This window comes from Mycobacterium sp. IDUB_17 (genome assembly GCF_055419465.1).
Map to the genome: position 1 here is coordinate 108,339 of NZ_JBVAXS010000005.1, position 15,281 is coordinate 123,619.

A 15,281-nucleotide genomic window follows, 5' to 3' on the forward strand; every position below is an offset into this window, starting at 1 on the left:
CCGACCTACTTGAGGCAGCTTCCTGCGTCGACCGGCAGCGTCACGCCGGTGACGTAGCGGGCCTCGTCGGAGGCCAGGAACAGCACGGCGTTACTGATGTCCACCGCCTCGACCCACGGGATGGGCAGGGTGTGGAACAGCTGGCAGATCGGCGCCATGTCGTCGGGGCCCGGGTTCTCCAGGTCGGGCCGGAACATCTTGAATGTGCCGTCGTTGTGCAGCATCGGGGTCGCCACATGCGTGGGATGCACGCTGTTGCAGCGGATGTTGTGCTGGCCCAGCTCGACGGCGAAGCCGCGCATGAGACCGACGACACCGTGCTTGGCAGCGACGTAGTTGCCGCAGTGCGGGTACGCCTTGAGCCCGCCGACCGAGCTGGTCAGGATGATCGAGCCACCGCGGCCGCCTTCGATCAGGTGCGGCACACCGGCCTTGACCGACTTCCAGACACCCGACAGGTTGATGTCGATCATCTCGTCCCAGTCGAGCTGGCTCGTCTCGTGCAGGACATCGCCGCCGTTGCCGATACCGGCGTTGGCAACGATGATGTCGAGGCGCCCGAGCTGCTCGACACCGCTGTCCACCGCGGCCTTGATCGCATCGGCGTCGCGCACGTCGACCTCGGCGGTGACGACGCGGCGGTTGAGTCCCTTGATGAGGCTGGCGGTCTCGGCCAGGTCGTCGGGGGTGGAGGACGGGATGGCGGTCTCCACGCCGGGCCGGATCGGTCCACAGATGTCGATCGCGATGATGTCGGCGCCCTCTTGCGCCAGCCGCACCGCGTGGCTACGTCCCTGGCCGCGGGCCGCGCCGGTGACGAACGCGACCTTGCCTTCCACCCGTCCAGTCATTGATTACCCCAGTTCTGTTTTCGTGTCTGCCGCATACTCGGTGAAATTCTGTGCACCTGCTCAGCAACTCTGTCACCGGGCCGCCTGCTGTGTCAACGACAGATACGTTTCGGGCAATATGTACTCTCCGCTTAGAAGAACGAAGTTCTCAAGTCCCCATCGCGGCGACGGTCCTGGGTGCGGCGGCGCAGACGAAGGGCGCGGCGTTGACCGCGGGGTTCGCGGTACGGCCCGGGGATGGCGCAGTCATCCGATCGAGCGGAATCGGCATCCGCCGGTCGATGTCCAGGGGTGCGGTGTAGACCGCGCACATCGCCGGCGTCGGTGCCGACCTTGTCGGCCTCGAAGACGTGAACACCGCTCAGTTCCACGTGTGGATGCTCGATAATCGAGCGCGGTGCGTGGGTTCCGATGGTGCCGGTCGCGCGTTGCACGACGCGACGGCGGTGAGTCCGGAGATCGGGCGCACGCCTGAGTGTAAGGACAATTCTGTCCCTAGGAGAACGAAATTCTCGGCTAGCTGGCGGCGAATCCGTTGGCGACGAAGTCCCAGACCTCGTCGGCGGTGATCGGATGGATCGAGGCGTCATCGGTGCCGCCGCTGGATTGGGCGACGAACATCACCGTCTGCATCGTCATCGCAGCCATCCGTCGTGGGTTGATCCCGGAGCGCAGCTGGCCGGCCTCGGAGGCCTCCTCCATGAGCTCGGTGAGCAGGGCCAGCAGCGGTGCATGCGCGACCTTGACCTCGGACGGATGCGAAACCAGCAAGCGGGGCGCGAAGTCGGTGAACAGCGGGCGCTTGGCGGTCGGATCGGGCCGGGACGATTCGAACAGCAGCTGAATGGCGACCTTGAGTCGCTCGATCGGCTCGCCCTGTGTCGAGGTGGCGGCCCGGATCTGGTCTGCCGAGCGGCTCAAAGCGTCCTCGAACAGCGCCAGCAGGAGCTCGTGCTTACCGTCGAATTGCAGGTAGAAGCTGCGTAGCGACTGGCGGGAGCGGTCGACGACCTCTTGCACCGTGAAGTCGGTGCTGCCTTTTTCGATGATGATCGCCTGGGCCGCGTCCAGGAACCGTTGCACGCGCTGGGCGGCGCGCAATTTGGCGGTTTTGATTGACCGCTCGACAGCTCGTTGCTTCCATGCGGGTTCTTCGCCAGCGGTGGTCACTGGCTGCTCGGACGCTTGTCGAGTGGGGAGAACATGAACTGACTGTACCGGAGAACGCCTTGCCATTGTGGTGCCAGACCCCCTCGCGGCCAACGTGTCGGAGATTGTAACTTTCGTACTGTGAGAATAGTATTCTCATGACGGGAATTATAGAAGTCCTTTGAGAAGAAGGGTTTCGCATCAATTTTGGCGCCGCCGGGGCGCTGTTTGCGGGTAGCTGCCGCGGTCGCGAGGGCGGCTGTCGCGTGGCAGCTGTGAACAGAAGGAAACACGTGTACATCGACTACGACGTCGCCGATTCGATCGCCACGATCGCACTCAACCGGCCCGAAGCGGCCAATGCCCAGAACCCCGAACTGCTCGACGAGCTCGACGCCGCGTGGACCAGGGCTGCCGATGACCGAGATGTGAAGGTGATCGTCCTGCGGGCCAACGGCAAGCACTTCTCCGCGGGGCATGACCTACGTGGCGGTGGGCCGGTGCCCGACAAGATCACGCTGGAATTTCTCATCGAGCACGAGTCGCGGCGCTATCTGGAGTACACGCTGCGGTGGCGCAACGTGCCCAAGCCGTCGATCGCGGCGGTGCAGGGGCGCTGCATCTCCGGCGGTCTTCTGCTCTGCTGGCCGTGTGACCTGATCCTGGCCGCCGACGATGCGCTGTTCTCCGATCCGGTGGCACTGATGGGCATCGGCGGTGTCGAGTACCACGGACACACCTGGGAACTCGGTGCCCGCAAGGCCAAGGAGATCCTGTTCACCGGCCGGGCATTGACCGCAGAGGAGGCCGAGCGCACGGGCATGGTCAACCGGGTGGTGCCGCGCGCCGAATTGGACGCCCAGACTGCCGAGCTGGCCGCGCAGATCGCCCAGATGCCGGCATTCGCCCTGCGCCAAGCGAAGCGGGCCGTCAATCAGACCCTCGACGTACAGGGTTTCTACGCCGCGATCCAATCGGTGTTCGACATTCACCAGACCGGACACGGCAATGCGCTTAGCGTCAGCGGATGGCCGGTGCTGATGGATATCGACGGGATGAAGCAGAACATCAAGTAGGCCTGGGCCTCTGAATATGGGGGCCATCCGGCTCAGCGTGAGTTACGCGGCCAGGCAGATCTACGCACAGACCACCGCGGCGGCGGCAGTGACGTTCGTGGTGCTGGCGCTCAGCCGCAACACCGTCGGTGATGCGCGGGAGCTGTTGACCCAGGCGAATCTCGTTGCCCTGATCGCACTGATGGTCGCGGCGGCGATCGTCGATACCGTGGTCGGTTGGGTCAACGTCCACCCGACGTTCAAATGGTTTGCCGCGGGCGAGAATCCGACGCCGCAACAGCAACGCGCCGCAATGCGTATCGCGCCGCGTCAGACCATCATCCAGTTCACCACGTGGGCGGTGAGCGCGCTCGTGTACACGCTCCTGAATCTCGATGCCGGGGGAGGTGTCGCGTATGTGATGGGCGGTGCGATCCTTTTCGGCGGCGTCGCGGCCGCCTGCATGGGATTCCTGGTCACCCAGCGGATGTTGCGGCCGATCGCCGCGGCGTCGCTGACCGCGTCCTCGGCCACGATAGTTCGCATGCCCGGCGTGCTGGCCAGGCTGATCACCATCTGGACGCTGTTCAGCGGGCTGCCCCTGGCAGGCATCGCATTGATCGTGTTGGCACGCTCCAACGGCTGGTTCGTCCAGAAGACGGCGCCCGTCGAGGCGGCGGTGTTGGTGGTGGCCATCATCTCGCTGGTCTTCGGACTTCGGTCGATGGTCCTGGTGGCGCGTTCGGTATCGGACCCTGTCGGGGAGGTCGTGCTCGCCATGAAAGCGGTCGAACGCGGTTGGTCCGGTGTCTCGGTGAGGGTCTACGAGTCGTCCGAGATCGGCCGGCTCCAATTCGGATTCAACCGGATGCTGGCCGGCCTGGCCGAGCGGAACCGGTTGCGCGACCTGTTCGGGCGCTACGTCGGGGTCGACGTGGCCCGACATGCGCTGCAGCAGGGCGGGGCGGTCACCGGCGACGTCCGTGATGCCGCGGTTCTCTATGTCGACCTGGTCGGCTCGACCGCGTTGGGTGCCTCCCGCCCGCCGCAGGAGGTGGCGCAGTTGCTCAACGGGTTCTTCAAGATCGTGGTGGATACGGTCGAGCGGCATCACGGCCTGATCAACAAGTTCGAGGGTGACGCCGTACTGGCTGTCTTCGGCGCGCCGCTACGGCTGGACAATCCGGCCTCGTCGGCGCTCGCCACCGCGCGGGCGTTGGTGCCACGGCTGCACAAGCTGCCGGATGTGGAGTTCGGCGTCGGCATTTCGTGCGGATCGGTGTTCGCAGGCAACATCGGTGCCGAGAACCGCTACGAGTACACGGTGATCGGAGACGCGGTCAACGAGGCGGCGCGGCTGGCCGACCATGCCAAGGATCGCGAGTCGACGGTGTTGTGCTCAGGAAGCGCGCTGGCCCATGCCGATGTCGACGAAGGTGAGCACTGGGTGGTGCGTGGTTCGACGGTGCTGCGTGGCCGTTCGACGGCCACGGTCTTCGCCGAACCCCTCACCCCCTAGCGCGAGCAGACAAAAAACTGCCCCTTTTCGATCGAAAAGGGGCAGTTTCATGTCTGCTCGGCAGAGAAACGCTACAGCTGGGCCAGACGCGGCACCGTGCCACGGGCCCGCAGACCGGCTCCGGCTTTTCGGGTGAGTTCCCTTGAACTGCCCAGCAATCCGTCGAGCACCAGGACCCGCTTGACGTGCTGGTGCAACTCGTGCTCTTCGGTGAAGCCGATGCCGCCGAGCACCTGCTGGCAATGCTTGGCCGCGGTCAGCGCGGCCTTGCCCGCGGCGGCCTTGGCCAGCAGTGAGTTCAGGTCGACGTTGTCCGCGCCGGGCAGGCTCAGCGTCGCCTCGGCGCCTTCGATGGCCACCAGTGTCTCGGCCAACCGGTGCCGCACCGCCTGGAACGACGAGATCGGCTTTCCGAACTGGACCCGGTCCAGTGCATGCTGGCGTGCCAGGGTCAGCATCGCCCGGGCCGAACCGATCAGCCACCAGCCCAGTGCCCGTCGGGCTTCGGACACCCGCAGCAGCTGCCCATCAGGTACCTGACGCAGCGGCAGCCCGCCGAGGGTGATGTTGCCTTCGTTGTTCTGGCGTTCCCACACCACCCAGGTGCCGCCGGCGTAGGGCATCGGCGGAGTACCGCCGGGCAGACCGCCGATGGTCTCCAGCAGCACATCGTTGAGAACCGAAGCATGAGAACCGGTTTCGCCCAGTAGCCGGAAAACCAGCGGCATGGCGACTTCGGGCATGTCGGACAGCATCTCCGCCCAGCCCAGTTCGGCGAGCGCGGCGTCCAGCTCCGGGCCCGAGGCCGACAGCATGGTCCTGCGCAGGGTGTCTTCGAGCAAGCCGAGTGATTGGGCATCCATGCCCGGTTCAGTCGTGGAATCCATGCCTCACTCCTTCCCGAGGTCCAGCAGTCGCCGCGCGATGATGTTGCGCTGCACTTCAGCGGTGCCGCCGTAGATGGTCGCGGCGCGCGAGTACAGGTACTCGGTGCGCCATTCGGAGTCTTCGAGCTCGATGACGCCGGGCATCAGATTGCGGGCGGTGTCGTAGAGCAGCTGTTCGGCGCTCGCCAGCAGAACCTTGTCGATCGAGGTGTCCGGTCCGAGTTTGTGGCCCTCGGCCAGCCGGTGCTGCGTGGCCGCTGACCGGCAGCGCAGCGTGTGCAGGGCCAGGTAGACCTCTCCGAGGTCCGGATCCACCACCTGCCCTTGCCGTTTCACCGCTTCGACGAGCGCGTCGAACCGTGAGTACAGGTAGGCGATGCGCTGCCAGAAGCAGGTCGAGCGCTCATAGGGCAGCAGGTCCATCGCCAGTTGCCAGCCGTCGCCGGGCTTACCGAGCATCCGGTTGGCGTCGACCTCGACATTGTCGAAGTACACCTCACAGAACTCGTCGACATCGTGCATGGTGCGTAACGGGCGCACCGTGATGCCCGGTGCGTCGGTGTCGACGAAGAACGCCGTGATGGCCTGGTGATTGGGAGTGTCCGCGTCGCCGGTCCGGGTCAGCAGGATGCACCGGTGCGAGTACTGCGCGAAGCTGGTCCAGACCTTCTGGCCGTTGATGACCCACTTGTCGCCGCGCTGGACCGCACGGGTGGTCAGGGATGCCAGGTCACTTCCTGACCCGGGTTCGGAGAACCCCTGGCACCACTGTTCTTCGCCGGACAGCAGTTTCGGCACCATCTCGGGGGCCAGTTCCTTGGGCGCGTAGTCGATCATCGTCGGCGCCAGCACTTCGAGCATCGAATAAGGACCGGGTTCGGCCAGCCTGCGGCCCACCACTTCCTCGCCGACGATGGCGCGCAGCATCTCCGGGCCGCCCAGCCCACCGGCGTGCTCGGGCCAGCCGTAACGGCTCCAGCCACCGTCGTACAGCGCCTTCTGCACCCGGGCGAACTGGCGCATGTGACCTTCCAACGAATGGTCATCAGGCGGTGTCAGATCGTTGTCGGCGAGCCAACTCTGCAGCGCCGTACGGAATGTCGCGGGTTCGAACAAGTCGCTCATCCGGCTTCCGGCCTGCCGATCGCGTGCGGCCGACCGTGGTCGTGATCGCCACTGCGCCGGATGAAGGTCATCGCGCGGGTCTTCAGCCGCCAGCCCTCGGCGGTCCGCTCGTAGGTGTCGCGGTAGTAGCCGATGCGCATGTCGTGCTTGGAGTGCTCGATGAAACACAGCGGCTGGGTGCCTGACGCCGTATCGGCCCCTTCGACCAGGTCGATCAGGGCGGTGCCGGTCATGAACAGGCCCTTGGGGGCGGCGTCCACCAGTACCGGGAAGCGATTGAGCGTGTAGGTCTCGCCGAATGCGCTGTACGTGCCGTCGGGGGTGAAAACGCTGATCAGACCGTCGATGTCGCCCTGGGTGATGGTCACCGCGTATTTGGCGAGCACCTGCTGGATCTCGATCAGATCCTCGGTCCGCGTCGGGGAGTCAGTTGATGTGCTCATTGCGGAAGACCTTACCGCCTTTCATTACAAAATTCACACGTTGTGTAACGCTGATGTCCTCGAGTGGGTTACCCGGCACCGCGATGATGTCGGCGAGAAGGCCCTCGGCCAGCCGGCCCCGGTCGGTGACATTGAGCAGATCCGCGGCGATCGTGGTGGCCGAGCGCAGCACCGCTGCCGGGGGCATACCCCATTCCACCAGCGTGACGAGCTCGTCGGCGTTCTTGCCGTGCGGGATCGCCGGTGCGTCGGTGCCGACGGCGATCTTCACTCCGGCCTCATACGCCGCCTTGATCGATGTCTCGGCCTTCGGGAACATCTCGGCAGCCTTGTCCTGCAACACCTTCGGCGCCTTCGAGACGTCCATGGCCTGGGCCAGCCGGCGGGTGGTGACCAGGAACCGATCGTTGTCGACCAGCTTCTGGATGGCCTCGTCGTCCATCAGGAATCCGTGCTCGATGCAGTCGATGCCGCAGTCCACGGCATGTTTGACGGCCTCGGCGCCGTGGGTGTGGGCCGCGACGCGCAGCCCGCGCCGGTGCGCCTCGTCGACGATGGCGCGGAGTTCCTCGTCCGAATAGTGTTGTGCCCCAGCTTCGCCGGTGAGAGACATGACGCCGCCCGAGCAGCACACCTTGATCAGCTGAGCTCCGTGCTTGATCTGGTAGCGCACCGCCTTGCGGATCTCATCGACCCCGTTGGCGATGCCCTCCTCGATGGTCAGCTCCAGCACGCCCGGCATGAACGCCGCGAACATCGTCGGATCGAGGTGCCCGCCGGTGGGGGTGATGGCGTGGCCGGCGGGGATGATCCGCGGCCCGTCGATCCACCCCGCGTCGATGGCCTTGCCCAGCGCGACGTCGAGCAGGTATCCGCCGGTCTTGACGAACAGTCCGAGATTGCGCACGGTGGTGAACCCGGCGCGCAGGGTGCGGCGGGCATTTCCCACGGCCCGCAGCACGCGGGTCGGCGGATCGTCCTGTACCTGGGACAGGCCCGGGTTCTCACCGCGGCCGCCCATCAACAGGTTGACTTCCATGTCCATCAGGCCGGGCAGCAGGATGGAGTCGCCGAGATCGATGATCTCGTCATCAGGACCTATAACTGGGTCTGTTTTGCCGTCTCCGACGGCGACGATTCGGTCCCCGTCGACACGGACAATGCCGGGACGAATGATCGTCCCGGCATCGACGTCGACAAGACCCGCAGCTTTGAGGGTCAACACGACTAAACCACCGGCTCCTTGATGAGATTGATGTAGGCCGCACCGCTGTCGAGCACCCGCGGTTGCTTCCACACCTCGATCGGGAAGCTCACCATGACGACGGATTGACCGAGATGCACCAGCGCCTTGGCGTCGTCCGGCATGCTCGCCAGCGGGAAGCGGGCATCGACGTAGACCATGATGTCCTCGAGGCGCGCCATACCGGCGTCGTAGAGTTCCTGCATCTCGTCCATCGAGGAGTTGAGACGCTTCTGATAGCGCTCCTCCTCGGTGGGCAGGCACCAGTCGCTGAACCGCTCCAGGTCGGCGAATTCTTCAGGCAACTTAGACATTTGCGGCATCCTTTTCTGCGGCCTTCTCACTCGGGGCGGCGTGATTGCCGTTCGTTGAACCATTCCCGTTGGCCTTGGCCTCGTTGTACCGGTCGACGTAATTGTGAGCGGTGTGGTGCAGGTGGCGCAGCAGGATTTCCTGGTCGCACAGCGGGAAGTCGAGTACGGCGCGGGTGCCGATCTGCGTCTGGGTGGCTTCCAGCGTGTTGGCGTCCTGGAACGCGTACTCCTTGAACGTCACCGCGGCCAGTTCCTGGGACAGTCGTTCGCGCAGGTTCTTCGGCGGCACGAAGTACAGGTCGGCCTCGAAGATGTGGCTGTCCACACCGGTTGGCCAGTAGTTGTAGGTCAGATACCAGCCCGGCGCCCAGAAGAGCAGGGTGAAGTTCGGGAAGAACTCGAACGAGTCCTGGCCCCACGTCGAATGCCGGCCGGGGTTGATCGCCGGCGGCAGCTCGTCGGGCAGGATGCCCTTGATGTCGGGGCGATCCCACGGCCCGAACAGGCCACTGTGCAGGATGCGCTCGATGGGCTTGACCATCTTCAGGTCCTTCGGTGGGCTCATGCCACCCCAGGACGAGATCATCGAATGATCGCCCTTGATGTCGTAGTGCAACGCCTCGAAGCCGAACTTGGCGAGCTTCTCGGCTTCCTCCTTCTCCGCCTGCTTCATGTGCAGGATCGGCGCGTGGTAGAACTCGACGAACGCGTCGATGAACAGCTTCCAGTTGGCCTTGACCTCGGAACGGTAGCTGTAGTGCTCGGTCATCTCGTGGAACGGATAACCCTTGAGGCCCTCGGCGAACTCGCCCAGGTACTCCTCAAGCGACACCGCGTCGTCGTCGAAGTTGACGAAGATGAAGCCTTCCCACACCTCGCAGCGCACGGGCTTGAGCGGGTAGTCGGCCTTGTCGACGTCGAAGAACTCCTGCTCCTGCTGGATGAACGTCAGGTCGCCCTTGAGGTCGTAACGCCAGGCGTGGTACTTGCAGACGAACTGCCGGCAGCTGCCGGAGACCTCTTCGCCCGGGTAGTCGTTCCAGACCAGCTTGTTGCCGCGGTGGCGGCACAGGTTGTAGAAGGCGCGGATCTGCTCGCCGTCGTTGACGATGATGATCGAGGTGCCGGGGCCGACGGACGGCAGCTCGCGGGTGATGTACCGGCCCTTCTTGGGGATCAGCTCCACACGGCCCATCTGCAGCCAGGTCTTGCGGAAGATGGCCTGCTGCTCCAGTTTCCAGTGCTCGGGATCGATCGAATCCTCGTAGTTGACCGGGCCGGTGCCCAGTTCAGGCCAATTCTCGGTCCAGCTGCCGACAGCTGGCTTGGGGAAGTGCGCCATTGTCTACCTACTTTCTCGTTCTGGAGTTAGTGGCCGGATTCCGGCGCAATTCCAAAGGTGTTGTAAGCCATGGCCATCAGGCCATAGCCGCCGATTGTGAAGACCAGGTCCATGCGCTGGCGCTCCGTGAGGTGCTCGCTCAGGGCGGCCCAGGTGCCGTCCGAGATCTCCGATTGCCCGTCGAGTTCGTCGACCGAATCGAGCACCAACTGGTCGAGGGGGGTGGAGCCTTCGCCGCTGGTGCTGCTCGCGATCTGCTCATCGGTGAGTCCCTCGGACTTGCCGATGAATGCGTGGTGGGCCCATTCGTACTCGCATTTCTTGCGATGGGCGATCCGCAGGATGGCAAGCTCTCGCATCTGCGGGTCCAGCGTCGAGCGGAACAGCAGATGATTGCTGAACCGCAGGAACGCCTTGGTCAGCGCGGGGTGGCGGGCCAGCGTCGACAGCGCGGTTCCCGCTCCCTCGGGATTGAGCCGCTCCTCGGGAAGCATTACCGACAGTGCTCGTCGCACGTCGTCGTCCCACTCCTCGGCGGGTAAGGGGGCCAAGCGCACGGGGCGGTTCTCCTCTCGATGACCCATCACTGACTCTCGGTGATGAGAATCAGGTTCTCATTTCCGACTAATAGGTTTCCATCTTTTGTGGCGATGGTCAACAAGAACCCGTCGGGTTGCGAGGTGACCTGGCTAAATCTCCTCGTCAGCAGCCTCAGACATTGATTCTCTCTAGATGAGAAGCTAGTTTTCTCTCATAGAGAACCAATGTGACGGCCAATGGGACGGAGCGAGGCAGTGAACAAAGACGACATGATCCTGATCAGCGTCGACGACCACATCATCGAACCGCCGAACATGTTCAAGAACCACCTTCCGGAGAAGTACCGCGACGAGGCGCCACGGCTGGTGCACAACCCCGACGGCAGCGACACCTGGCAGTTCCGCGACACGGTGATCCCGAACGTGGCGCTGAACGCGGTGGCGGGCCGGCCGAAGGAGGAGTACGGACTGGAGCCCCAGGGGCTCGATGAGATCCGCAAGGGCTGCTACGACCCCAATGAGCGGGTCAAGGACATGAACGCCGGCGGCGTGCTGGCCACCATGAACTTCCCCTCGTTCCCCGGTTTCGCCGCGCGATTGTTCGCCACCGACGATGACGACTTCTCGCTGGCGCTGGTCCGGGCCTACAACGACTGGCACATCGACGAGTGGTGCGGATCCAACCCCGGACGGTTCATCCCGATGGCCATTCCGGCGATCTGGGATCCGCAGCTGTGCGCCGACGAGGTGCGCCGGGTATCGAAGAAGGGCGTGCACTCGCTGACCTTCACCGAGAACCCGTCGACACTGGGCTACCCGTCCTTCCACGACCTGGAGTACTGGAAGCCGTTGTGGGAGGCCCTGGTTGACACCGACACCGTGATGAACGTGCACATCGGATCGTCGGGCAAGTTGGCGATCACGGCGCCGGACGCCCCGATGGACGTGATGATCACGTTGCAACCGATGAACATCGTGCAGGCCGCGGCCGATCTGTTGTGGTCAGCGCCGATCAAGGCCTATCCGGGTCTGAAGATCGCGTTGTCCGAAGGCGGCACCGGGTGGATTCCGTACTTCCTGGACCGGGTGGACCGCACCTATGACATGCACTCGACGTGGACGCATCAGGACTTCGGCGGCAAGTTGCCGTCGGAGGTGTTCCGGGAGCACTTCATGACCTGCTTCATCTCCGACCCTGTCGGGGTGAAGAACCGCCACGAGATCGGCGTGGACAACATCTGCTGGGAGATGGACTACCCGCACAGCGACTCGATGTGGCCCGGGGCCCCCGAGGAATTGAGCGCGGTGTTCGACACCTACGAGGTTCCCGACGACGAGATCAACAAGATCACCCATGAGAACGCCATGCGGCTCTACCACTTCGACCCCTTCGCCCACGTTCCCAAGGAGCAGGCGACTGTCGGTGCACTGCGCAAGCAGGCCGAAGGCCACGATGTGTCCATCCGCGCGTTGAGTCACAAGGAGAAGACCGGCACCACCTTCGCCGACTTCCAGGCGAACGCCAAAGCCGTTGCCGGCGCACGAGACTGAACGCCGAGACTTCTCGGCCGAGAAAATAGGAGAGCACACAGTGTCGGGCGGTATGAACTTCGAGCTGACCGAGGACCAGCAGCTGATCCGCAAATCCGTTGCGGAGCTGGCGGGCAAGTTCGACGATCACTATTGGATGACCAAGGACCAGGCCCACGAGTTCCCGCAGGAGTTCTACGACGCCATCGCCGGCGGGGGATGGCTCGGGATGACCATCCCCGAGGAGTACGGCGGGCACGGCCTCGGCATCACCGAGGCCACCATCCTGGCTGAGGAGGTGGCCCGGTCGGGCGGAGCCATGAACGCCGCCAGCGCGATTCACATGTCGATCTTCGGGATGCAGCCGGTGGTCGTATTCGGCTCCGAGGAGATGAAGGCGGCCACCCTGCCGCGCATCGTCAACGGCGATCTGCATGTGTGCTTCGGCGTCACCGAACCCGGTGCCGGCCTGGATACCTCGCGCATCACCACGTTCGCCAAGCGCGATGGCGACAGTTATGTGGTCAACGGCCGCAAGGTGTGGATCTCCAAAGCGCTTGAGTCCGAGAAGATCCTGCTGCTCACCCGAACCGAGTCCCGTGAGGACGTCCAGAAGCGCGGGGGGAAGCCGACCGAGGGTCTGACCTTGTTCCTGACCGACCTCGACCGCGATCATGTCGAGATCCGTCCGATCAACAAGATGGGCCGGAATGCGGTGAGCTCCAACGAGCTGTTCATCGACGATCTGCGGGTGCCTGCCGAGCACCGCATCGGCGAGGAAGGCAAGGGGTTCAAGTACATCCTGCACGGGCTCAACCCGGAGCGGATGCTGATCGCGGCCGAGGCCCTCGGCATCGGCCGGGTAGCGCTGGACCGTGCGGTCAAGTACGCCAACGAGCGGGTGGTGTTCGACCGGCCGATCGGCATGAACCAGGGCATCCAGTTCCCGCTGGCCGATTCGCTGGCCCGGCTCGACGCCGCCGAGTTGATCCTGCGCAAGGCCACCTGGCTCTACGACAACGGCAAGCCATGTGGACGTGAGGCCAACATGGCCAAATATTTGTGTGCGGATGCTGGGTTTTCCGCGGCCGACCGTGCGCTGCAGACCCACGGCGGGATGGGTTACTCCGAGGAATACAACATCTCCCGGTTCTTCCGCGAGTCCCGGCTGATGAAGATCGCACCGGTGAGTCAGGAGATGATCCTGAACTTCCTCGCCGCCAACGTTCTCGGCCTGCCCAAGAGCTACTGAGGAGACCCGTTCGATGAGAACCTATTTCGACCTGACCGGACGTTCGGCGCTGGTGACCGGGGCCGGCGCCGGGATCGGCGCCGCGGTTTCCGAGGCGCTGGCCGGAGCCGGCGCCGCGGTGCTCGTCACCGACATCAGTGGGGATGCCGCGGCCGCGGTCGCGGACCGGATCAACACCGCGGGAGGCAAAGCCGACAGCGCGGCGCTGGACGTCAGTGACCGTGATGCCGCGGTGGCCGCCGCCGCGCAGGCCGCAGCCCTCGGCGAGGGAAATCTGCACATCATCGTCAACAACGCCGGCGTCACCTCCCCGGCGATGTTTCCGAAGCTGACTGACGAGACATTCCGGGTCACCTTCGACATCCACGTGATGGGCACCTTCCACGTCACGCAGGCCGCACTGCCGCACATGCCGACGGACGGGACCGGTCGCGTCATCAACGTCACCTCGTCGGCCGGGATCACCGGCACCCTGGGGCAGGTCAACTACTCGGCGGCCAAGGCCGGCCTGATCGGCTTCACCAAGTCGTTGGCACGTGAGCTGGCGACCAAGAACATCATGGTCAACGCGCTCGCGCCGCTGGCGGCCACGCCGATGACGGAGACCATCCGGACCAACGAGAAGTTCGCGGCCAACATGATGAACCGCATTCCGCTCAAGCGGTGGGCCGAGGCCGACGAGGTCGCGGGCGCGTTCGTCTTCCTGGCCTCCGATGCCGCGTCGTACATCACCGGGCAGGTGCTCCCGGTCGATGGCGGCATGGTTATGTGACGTTGTGAGCGAGTTTACGAGCGAACCACCGATGACGGACTGCTCCTCCCTACCGTTGGCCGGTATCACCGTCATCGCGATGGAGCAGGCGGTCTCCGCGCCGATGTGCACCCGGGTGCTGGCCGACTTCGGCGCCAGGGTGATCAAGATCGAGAACCCCAAGGGCGGCGACTTCGCCCGCGACTACGACGATGTCGTGCTAGGCCAGGCGGCCCATTTCGTCTGGGCCAACCGAGGTAAGGAATCGATCGCCCTCAATCTGAAGTCGCCGGAGGGCTTGGAGGTGCTGCACCGGCTGTTCGACGGTGCCGACGCCTTCGTGTCCAACCTCGCCCCCGGCGCCACCGCGCGCCTGGGGCTCGGGCCCGAGGACCTCAAGGTGCGTCATCCTCAGGTGATCCCGGTGGAGATCGACGGCTACGGACCCGGTGGGCCCTTGTCGCACAAGCGCGCCTACGACCTGCTGGTGCAGGCCGAGTCCGGTTCGTGCGCGTCGACCGGCTATGCCGGCATGCCGGCCAAACCCGGTGCGGCGGTGGCGGATATCACCACGGGGCTGTATTCGGCGCTGTCCATCATGGCGCTGTTGCTCGGCCGGGCGCGCACGGGCGACACCGGTGCCGCACCCGCCGTGGCGGTCAGCCTGTTCGACACCATGACCGACATCATGGGATACCAACTGGCCTACACCCAGCACTCCGGGATCGACCAGATTCCGCTGGGGATGAGTTCGCCGGCCGTGGCGCCCTACGGCGCGTTCGATACCCGCGACGGGCAGACGGTGGTGCTGGGAACCACCAACGACCGGGAATGGCAGCGGCTGGCCCGAGAGATCATCGAGCGGCCCGATCTGGCCGACGACCCGCGCTTCGCTACCAACTCCGACCGCTGTGCGCATCGGGATGAGCTGAACAAGGCCATTGAATCCTGGTGTGCCCAGCATGATCTCGATGACATTCAGCAGACCGCCGATGACGCCGGGATCGGCAATTCGCGATACAACCTGCCCAGTGAGGTCATCACGCATCCGCACCTGAAAGCGCGCGACCGGTGGCGTCAGGTCGGCACCCCCAACGGGGAGATTTCGGCCCTGCTCCCGCCGCCGGTGATCAGCGGCATGGAGTTGGGTATGGGTGCGGTGCCGGGGCTCGGCGAGCACACCGATGCCATCCTGGGCGGGATCGGCCTGAGTGCCGAGCAGATCGCCTCCCTGCGGGAGCAGGGCGCAATCGGCCCGGCCTACCAGTCTTAGTTGTAGAG

General features: G+C 64.7%; 16 protein-coding genes. 6 read left to right on the forward strand and 10 right to left on the reverse strand.

Annotated elements, in window-relative coordinates:
- Window positions 1-5: 5 nt before the first annotated feature.
- From ACZYZ7_RS21440 to ACZYZ7_RS21450, 3 genes are all read right to left on the reverse strand, one after another.
- Window positions 6-851 carry a mycofactocin-coupled SDR family oxidoreductase gene (locus tag ACZYZ7_RS21440; RefSeq protein WP_463741767.1) on the reverse strand — a complete coding sequence of 282 codons (846 nt, stop codon included), beginning with the start codon at window positions 849-851 and terminating at the stop codon, window positions 6-8.
- A 131-nt stretch (window positions 852-982) separates the two neighbouring features.
- Complete coding sequence (locus ACZYZ7_RS21445; protein WP_463741768.1) at window positions 983-1,222, reverse strand: hypothetical protein; 240 nt, start codon at window positions 1,220-1,222, stop codon at window positions 983-985.
- 145 nt (window positions 1,223-1,367) lie between these two features.
- Window positions 1,368-2,087: a TetR/AcrR family transcriptional regulator gene (locus ACZYZ7_RS21450; protein WP_463741769.1), complete on the reverse strand. Its 720-nt coding sequence runs from the start codon at window positions 2,085-2,087 to the stop codon at window positions 1,368-1,370.
- A gap of 206 nt (window positions 2,088-2,293) precedes the next feature.
- On the opposite strand from ACZYZ7_RS21450, the gene ACZYZ7_RS21455 reads away from it, so the two are divergent.
- On the forward strand, window positions 2,294-3,076 hold the full coding sequence (locus ACZYZ7_RS21455; RefSeq protein WP_463741770.1) for an enoyl-CoA hydratase: 783 nt from the start codon (window positions 2,294-2,296) through the stop codon (window positions 3,074-3,076).
- A gap of 16 nt (window positions 3,077-3,092) precedes the next feature.
- The gene (locus ACZYZ7_RS21460; RefSeq protein WP_463741771.1) at window positions 3,093-4,574 is read left to right on the forward strand and encodes an adenylate/guanylate cyclase domain-containing protein; all 1,482 of its coding nucleotides are present in this window, start codon (window positions 3,093-3,095) and stop codon (window positions 4,572-4,574) included.
- Between the two features lie 71 nt (window positions 4,575-4,645).
- Here the strand turns inward: ACZYZ7_RS21460 and ACZYZ7_RS21465 are convergent, their stop codons facing one another.
- From ACZYZ7_RS21465 to ACZYZ7_RS21495, 7 genes are read right to left on the reverse strand one after another with little or no spacing between them, the layout of a single operon-like run.
- A complete protein-coding gene (locus ACZYZ7_RS21465) occupies window positions 4,646-5,437 on the reverse strand; it encodes an acyl-CoA dehydrogenase family protein (RefSeq protein WP_463741933.1) in 792 nt (263 codons plus the stop codon).
- A 27-nt stretch (window positions 5,438-5,464) separates the two neighbouring features.
- Window positions 5,465-6,586, reverse strand: a complete 1,122-nt coding sequence (locus ACZYZ7_RS21470) for an acyl-CoA dehydrogenase family protein (RefSeq protein WP_463741772.1) — start codon at window positions 6,584-6,586, stop codon at window positions 5,465-5,467.
- On the reverse strand, window positions 6,583-7,029 hold the full coding sequence (locus ACZYZ7_RS21475; RefSeq protein WP_019344217.1) for a nuclear transport factor 2 family protein: 447 nt from the start codon (window positions 7,027-7,029) through the stop codon (window positions 6,583-6,585). The genes ACZYZ7_RS21470 and ACZYZ7_RS21475 overlap by 4 nt, the downstream gene beginning before the upstream one ends.
- A complete protein-coding gene (locus tag ACZYZ7_RS21480; RefSeq protein ID WP_463741773.1) occupies window positions 7,013-8,254 on the reverse strand; it encodes a metal-dependent hydrolase family protein in 1,242 nt (413 codons plus the stop codon). Before ACZYZ7_RS21480 ends, ACZYZ7_RS21475 begins: the two co-directional genes overlap by 17 nt.
- Window positions 8,255-8,256: 2 nt before the next feature.
- A complete protein-coding gene (locus tag ACZYZ7_RS21485) occupies window positions 8,257-8,586 on the reverse strand; it encodes a hypothetical protein (protein ID WP_090435114.1) in 330 nt (109 codons plus the stop codon).
- On the reverse strand, window positions 8,579-9,928 hold the full coding sequence (locus tag ACZYZ7_RS21490) for an aromatic ring-hydroxylating oxygenase subunit alpha (protein WP_135456803.1): 1,350 nt from the start codon (window positions 9,926-9,928) through the stop codon (window positions 8,579-8,581). Before ACZYZ7_RS21490 ends, ACZYZ7_RS21485 begins: the two co-directional genes overlap by 8 nt.
- Before the next feature lie 26 nt (window positions 9,929-9,954).
- Window positions 9,955-10,485, reverse strand: coding sequence for a carboxymuconolactone decarboxylase family protein (locus tag ACZYZ7_RS21495; protein WP_135456801.1), 531 nt, complete (start codon window positions 10,483-10,485; stop codon window positions 9,955-9,957).
- A gap of 237 nt (window positions 10,486-10,722) precedes the next feature.
- On the opposite strand from ACZYZ7_RS21495, the gene ACZYZ7_RS21500 reads away from it, so the two are divergent.
- From ACZYZ7_RS21500 to ACZYZ7_RS21515, 4 genes are read left to right on the forward strand one after another with little or no spacing between them, the layout of a single operon-like run.
- Window positions 10,723-12,018, forward strand: a complete 1,296-nt coding sequence (locus ACZYZ7_RS21500; protein ID WP_135456798.1) for an amidohydrolase family protein — start codon at window positions 10,723-10,725, stop codon at window positions 12,016-12,018.
- 52 nt (window positions 12,019-12,070) lie between these two features.
- Window positions 12,071-13,249, forward strand: coding sequence for an acyl-CoA dehydrogenase family protein (locus ACZYZ7_RS21505; RefSeq protein ID WP_450072273.1), 1,179 nt, complete (start codon window positions 12,071-12,073; stop codon window positions 13,247-13,249).
- A gap of 13 nt (window positions 13,250-13,262) precedes the next feature.
- On the forward strand, window positions 13,263-14,021 hold the full coding sequence (locus ACZYZ7_RS21510) for an SDR family NAD(P)-dependent oxidoreductase (protein WP_463741774.1): 759 nt from the start codon (window positions 13,263-13,265) through the stop codon (window positions 14,019-14,021).
- A 31-nt stretch (window positions 14,022-14,052) separates the two neighbouring features.
- Window positions 14,053-15,273, forward strand: a complete 1,221-nt coding sequence (locus ACZYZ7_RS21515; RefSeq protein ID WP_463741775.1) for a CaiB/BaiF CoA transferase family protein — start codon at window positions 14,053-14,055, stop codon at window positions 15,271-15,273.
- Window positions 15,274-15,281 lie beyond the last annotated feature (8 nt).

Coding starts and splice junctions, on each gene's coding strand:
- ACZYZ7_RS21440 (WP_463741767.1), bottom strand. CDS start 851: ATGACTGGACGGGTGGAAGGCAAGGTCGCGTTCGTCACCGGCGCGGCC.
- ACZYZ7_RS21450 (WP_463741769.1), bottom strand. CDS start 2,087: ATGGCAAGGCGTTCTCCGGTACAGTCAGTTCATGTTCTCCCCACTCGA.
- ACZYZ7_RS21460 (WP_463741771.1), top strand. CDS start 3,093: ATGGGGGCCATCCGGCTCAGCGTGAGTTACGCGGCCAGGCAGATCTAC.
- ACZYZ7_RS21465 (WP_463741933.1), bottom strand. CDS start 5,437: ATGGATGCCCAATCACTCGGCTTGCTCGAAGACACCCTGCGCAGGACC.
- ACZYZ7_RS21470 (WP_463741772.1), bottom strand. CDS start 6,586: ATGAGCGACTTGTTCGAACCCGCGACATTCCGTACGGCGCTGCAGAGT.
- ACZYZ7_RS21475 (WP_019344217.1), bottom strand. CDS start 7,029: ATGAGCACATCAACTGACTCCCCGACGCGGACCGAGGATCTGATCGAG.
- ACZYZ7_RS21485 (WP_090435114.1), bottom strand. CDS start 8,586: ATGTCTAAGTTGCCTGAAGAATTCGCCGACCTGGAGCGGTTCAGCGAC.
- ACZYZ7_RS21490 (WP_135456803.1), bottom strand. CDS start 9,928: ATGGCGCACTTCCCCAAGCCAGCTGTCGGCAGCTGGACCGAGAATTGG.
- ACZYZ7_RS21505 (WP_450072273.1), top strand. CDS start 12,071: ATGAACTTCGAGCTGACCGAGGACCAGCAGCTGATCCGCAAATCCGTT.
- ACZYZ7_RS21510 (WP_463741774.1), top strand. CDS start 13,263: ATGAGAACCTATTTCGACCTGACCGGACGTTCGGCGCTGGTGACCGGG.
- ACZYZ7_RS21515 (WP_463741775.1), top strand. CDS start 14,053: ATGACGGACTGCTCCTCCCTACCGTTGGCCGGTATCACCGTCATCGCG.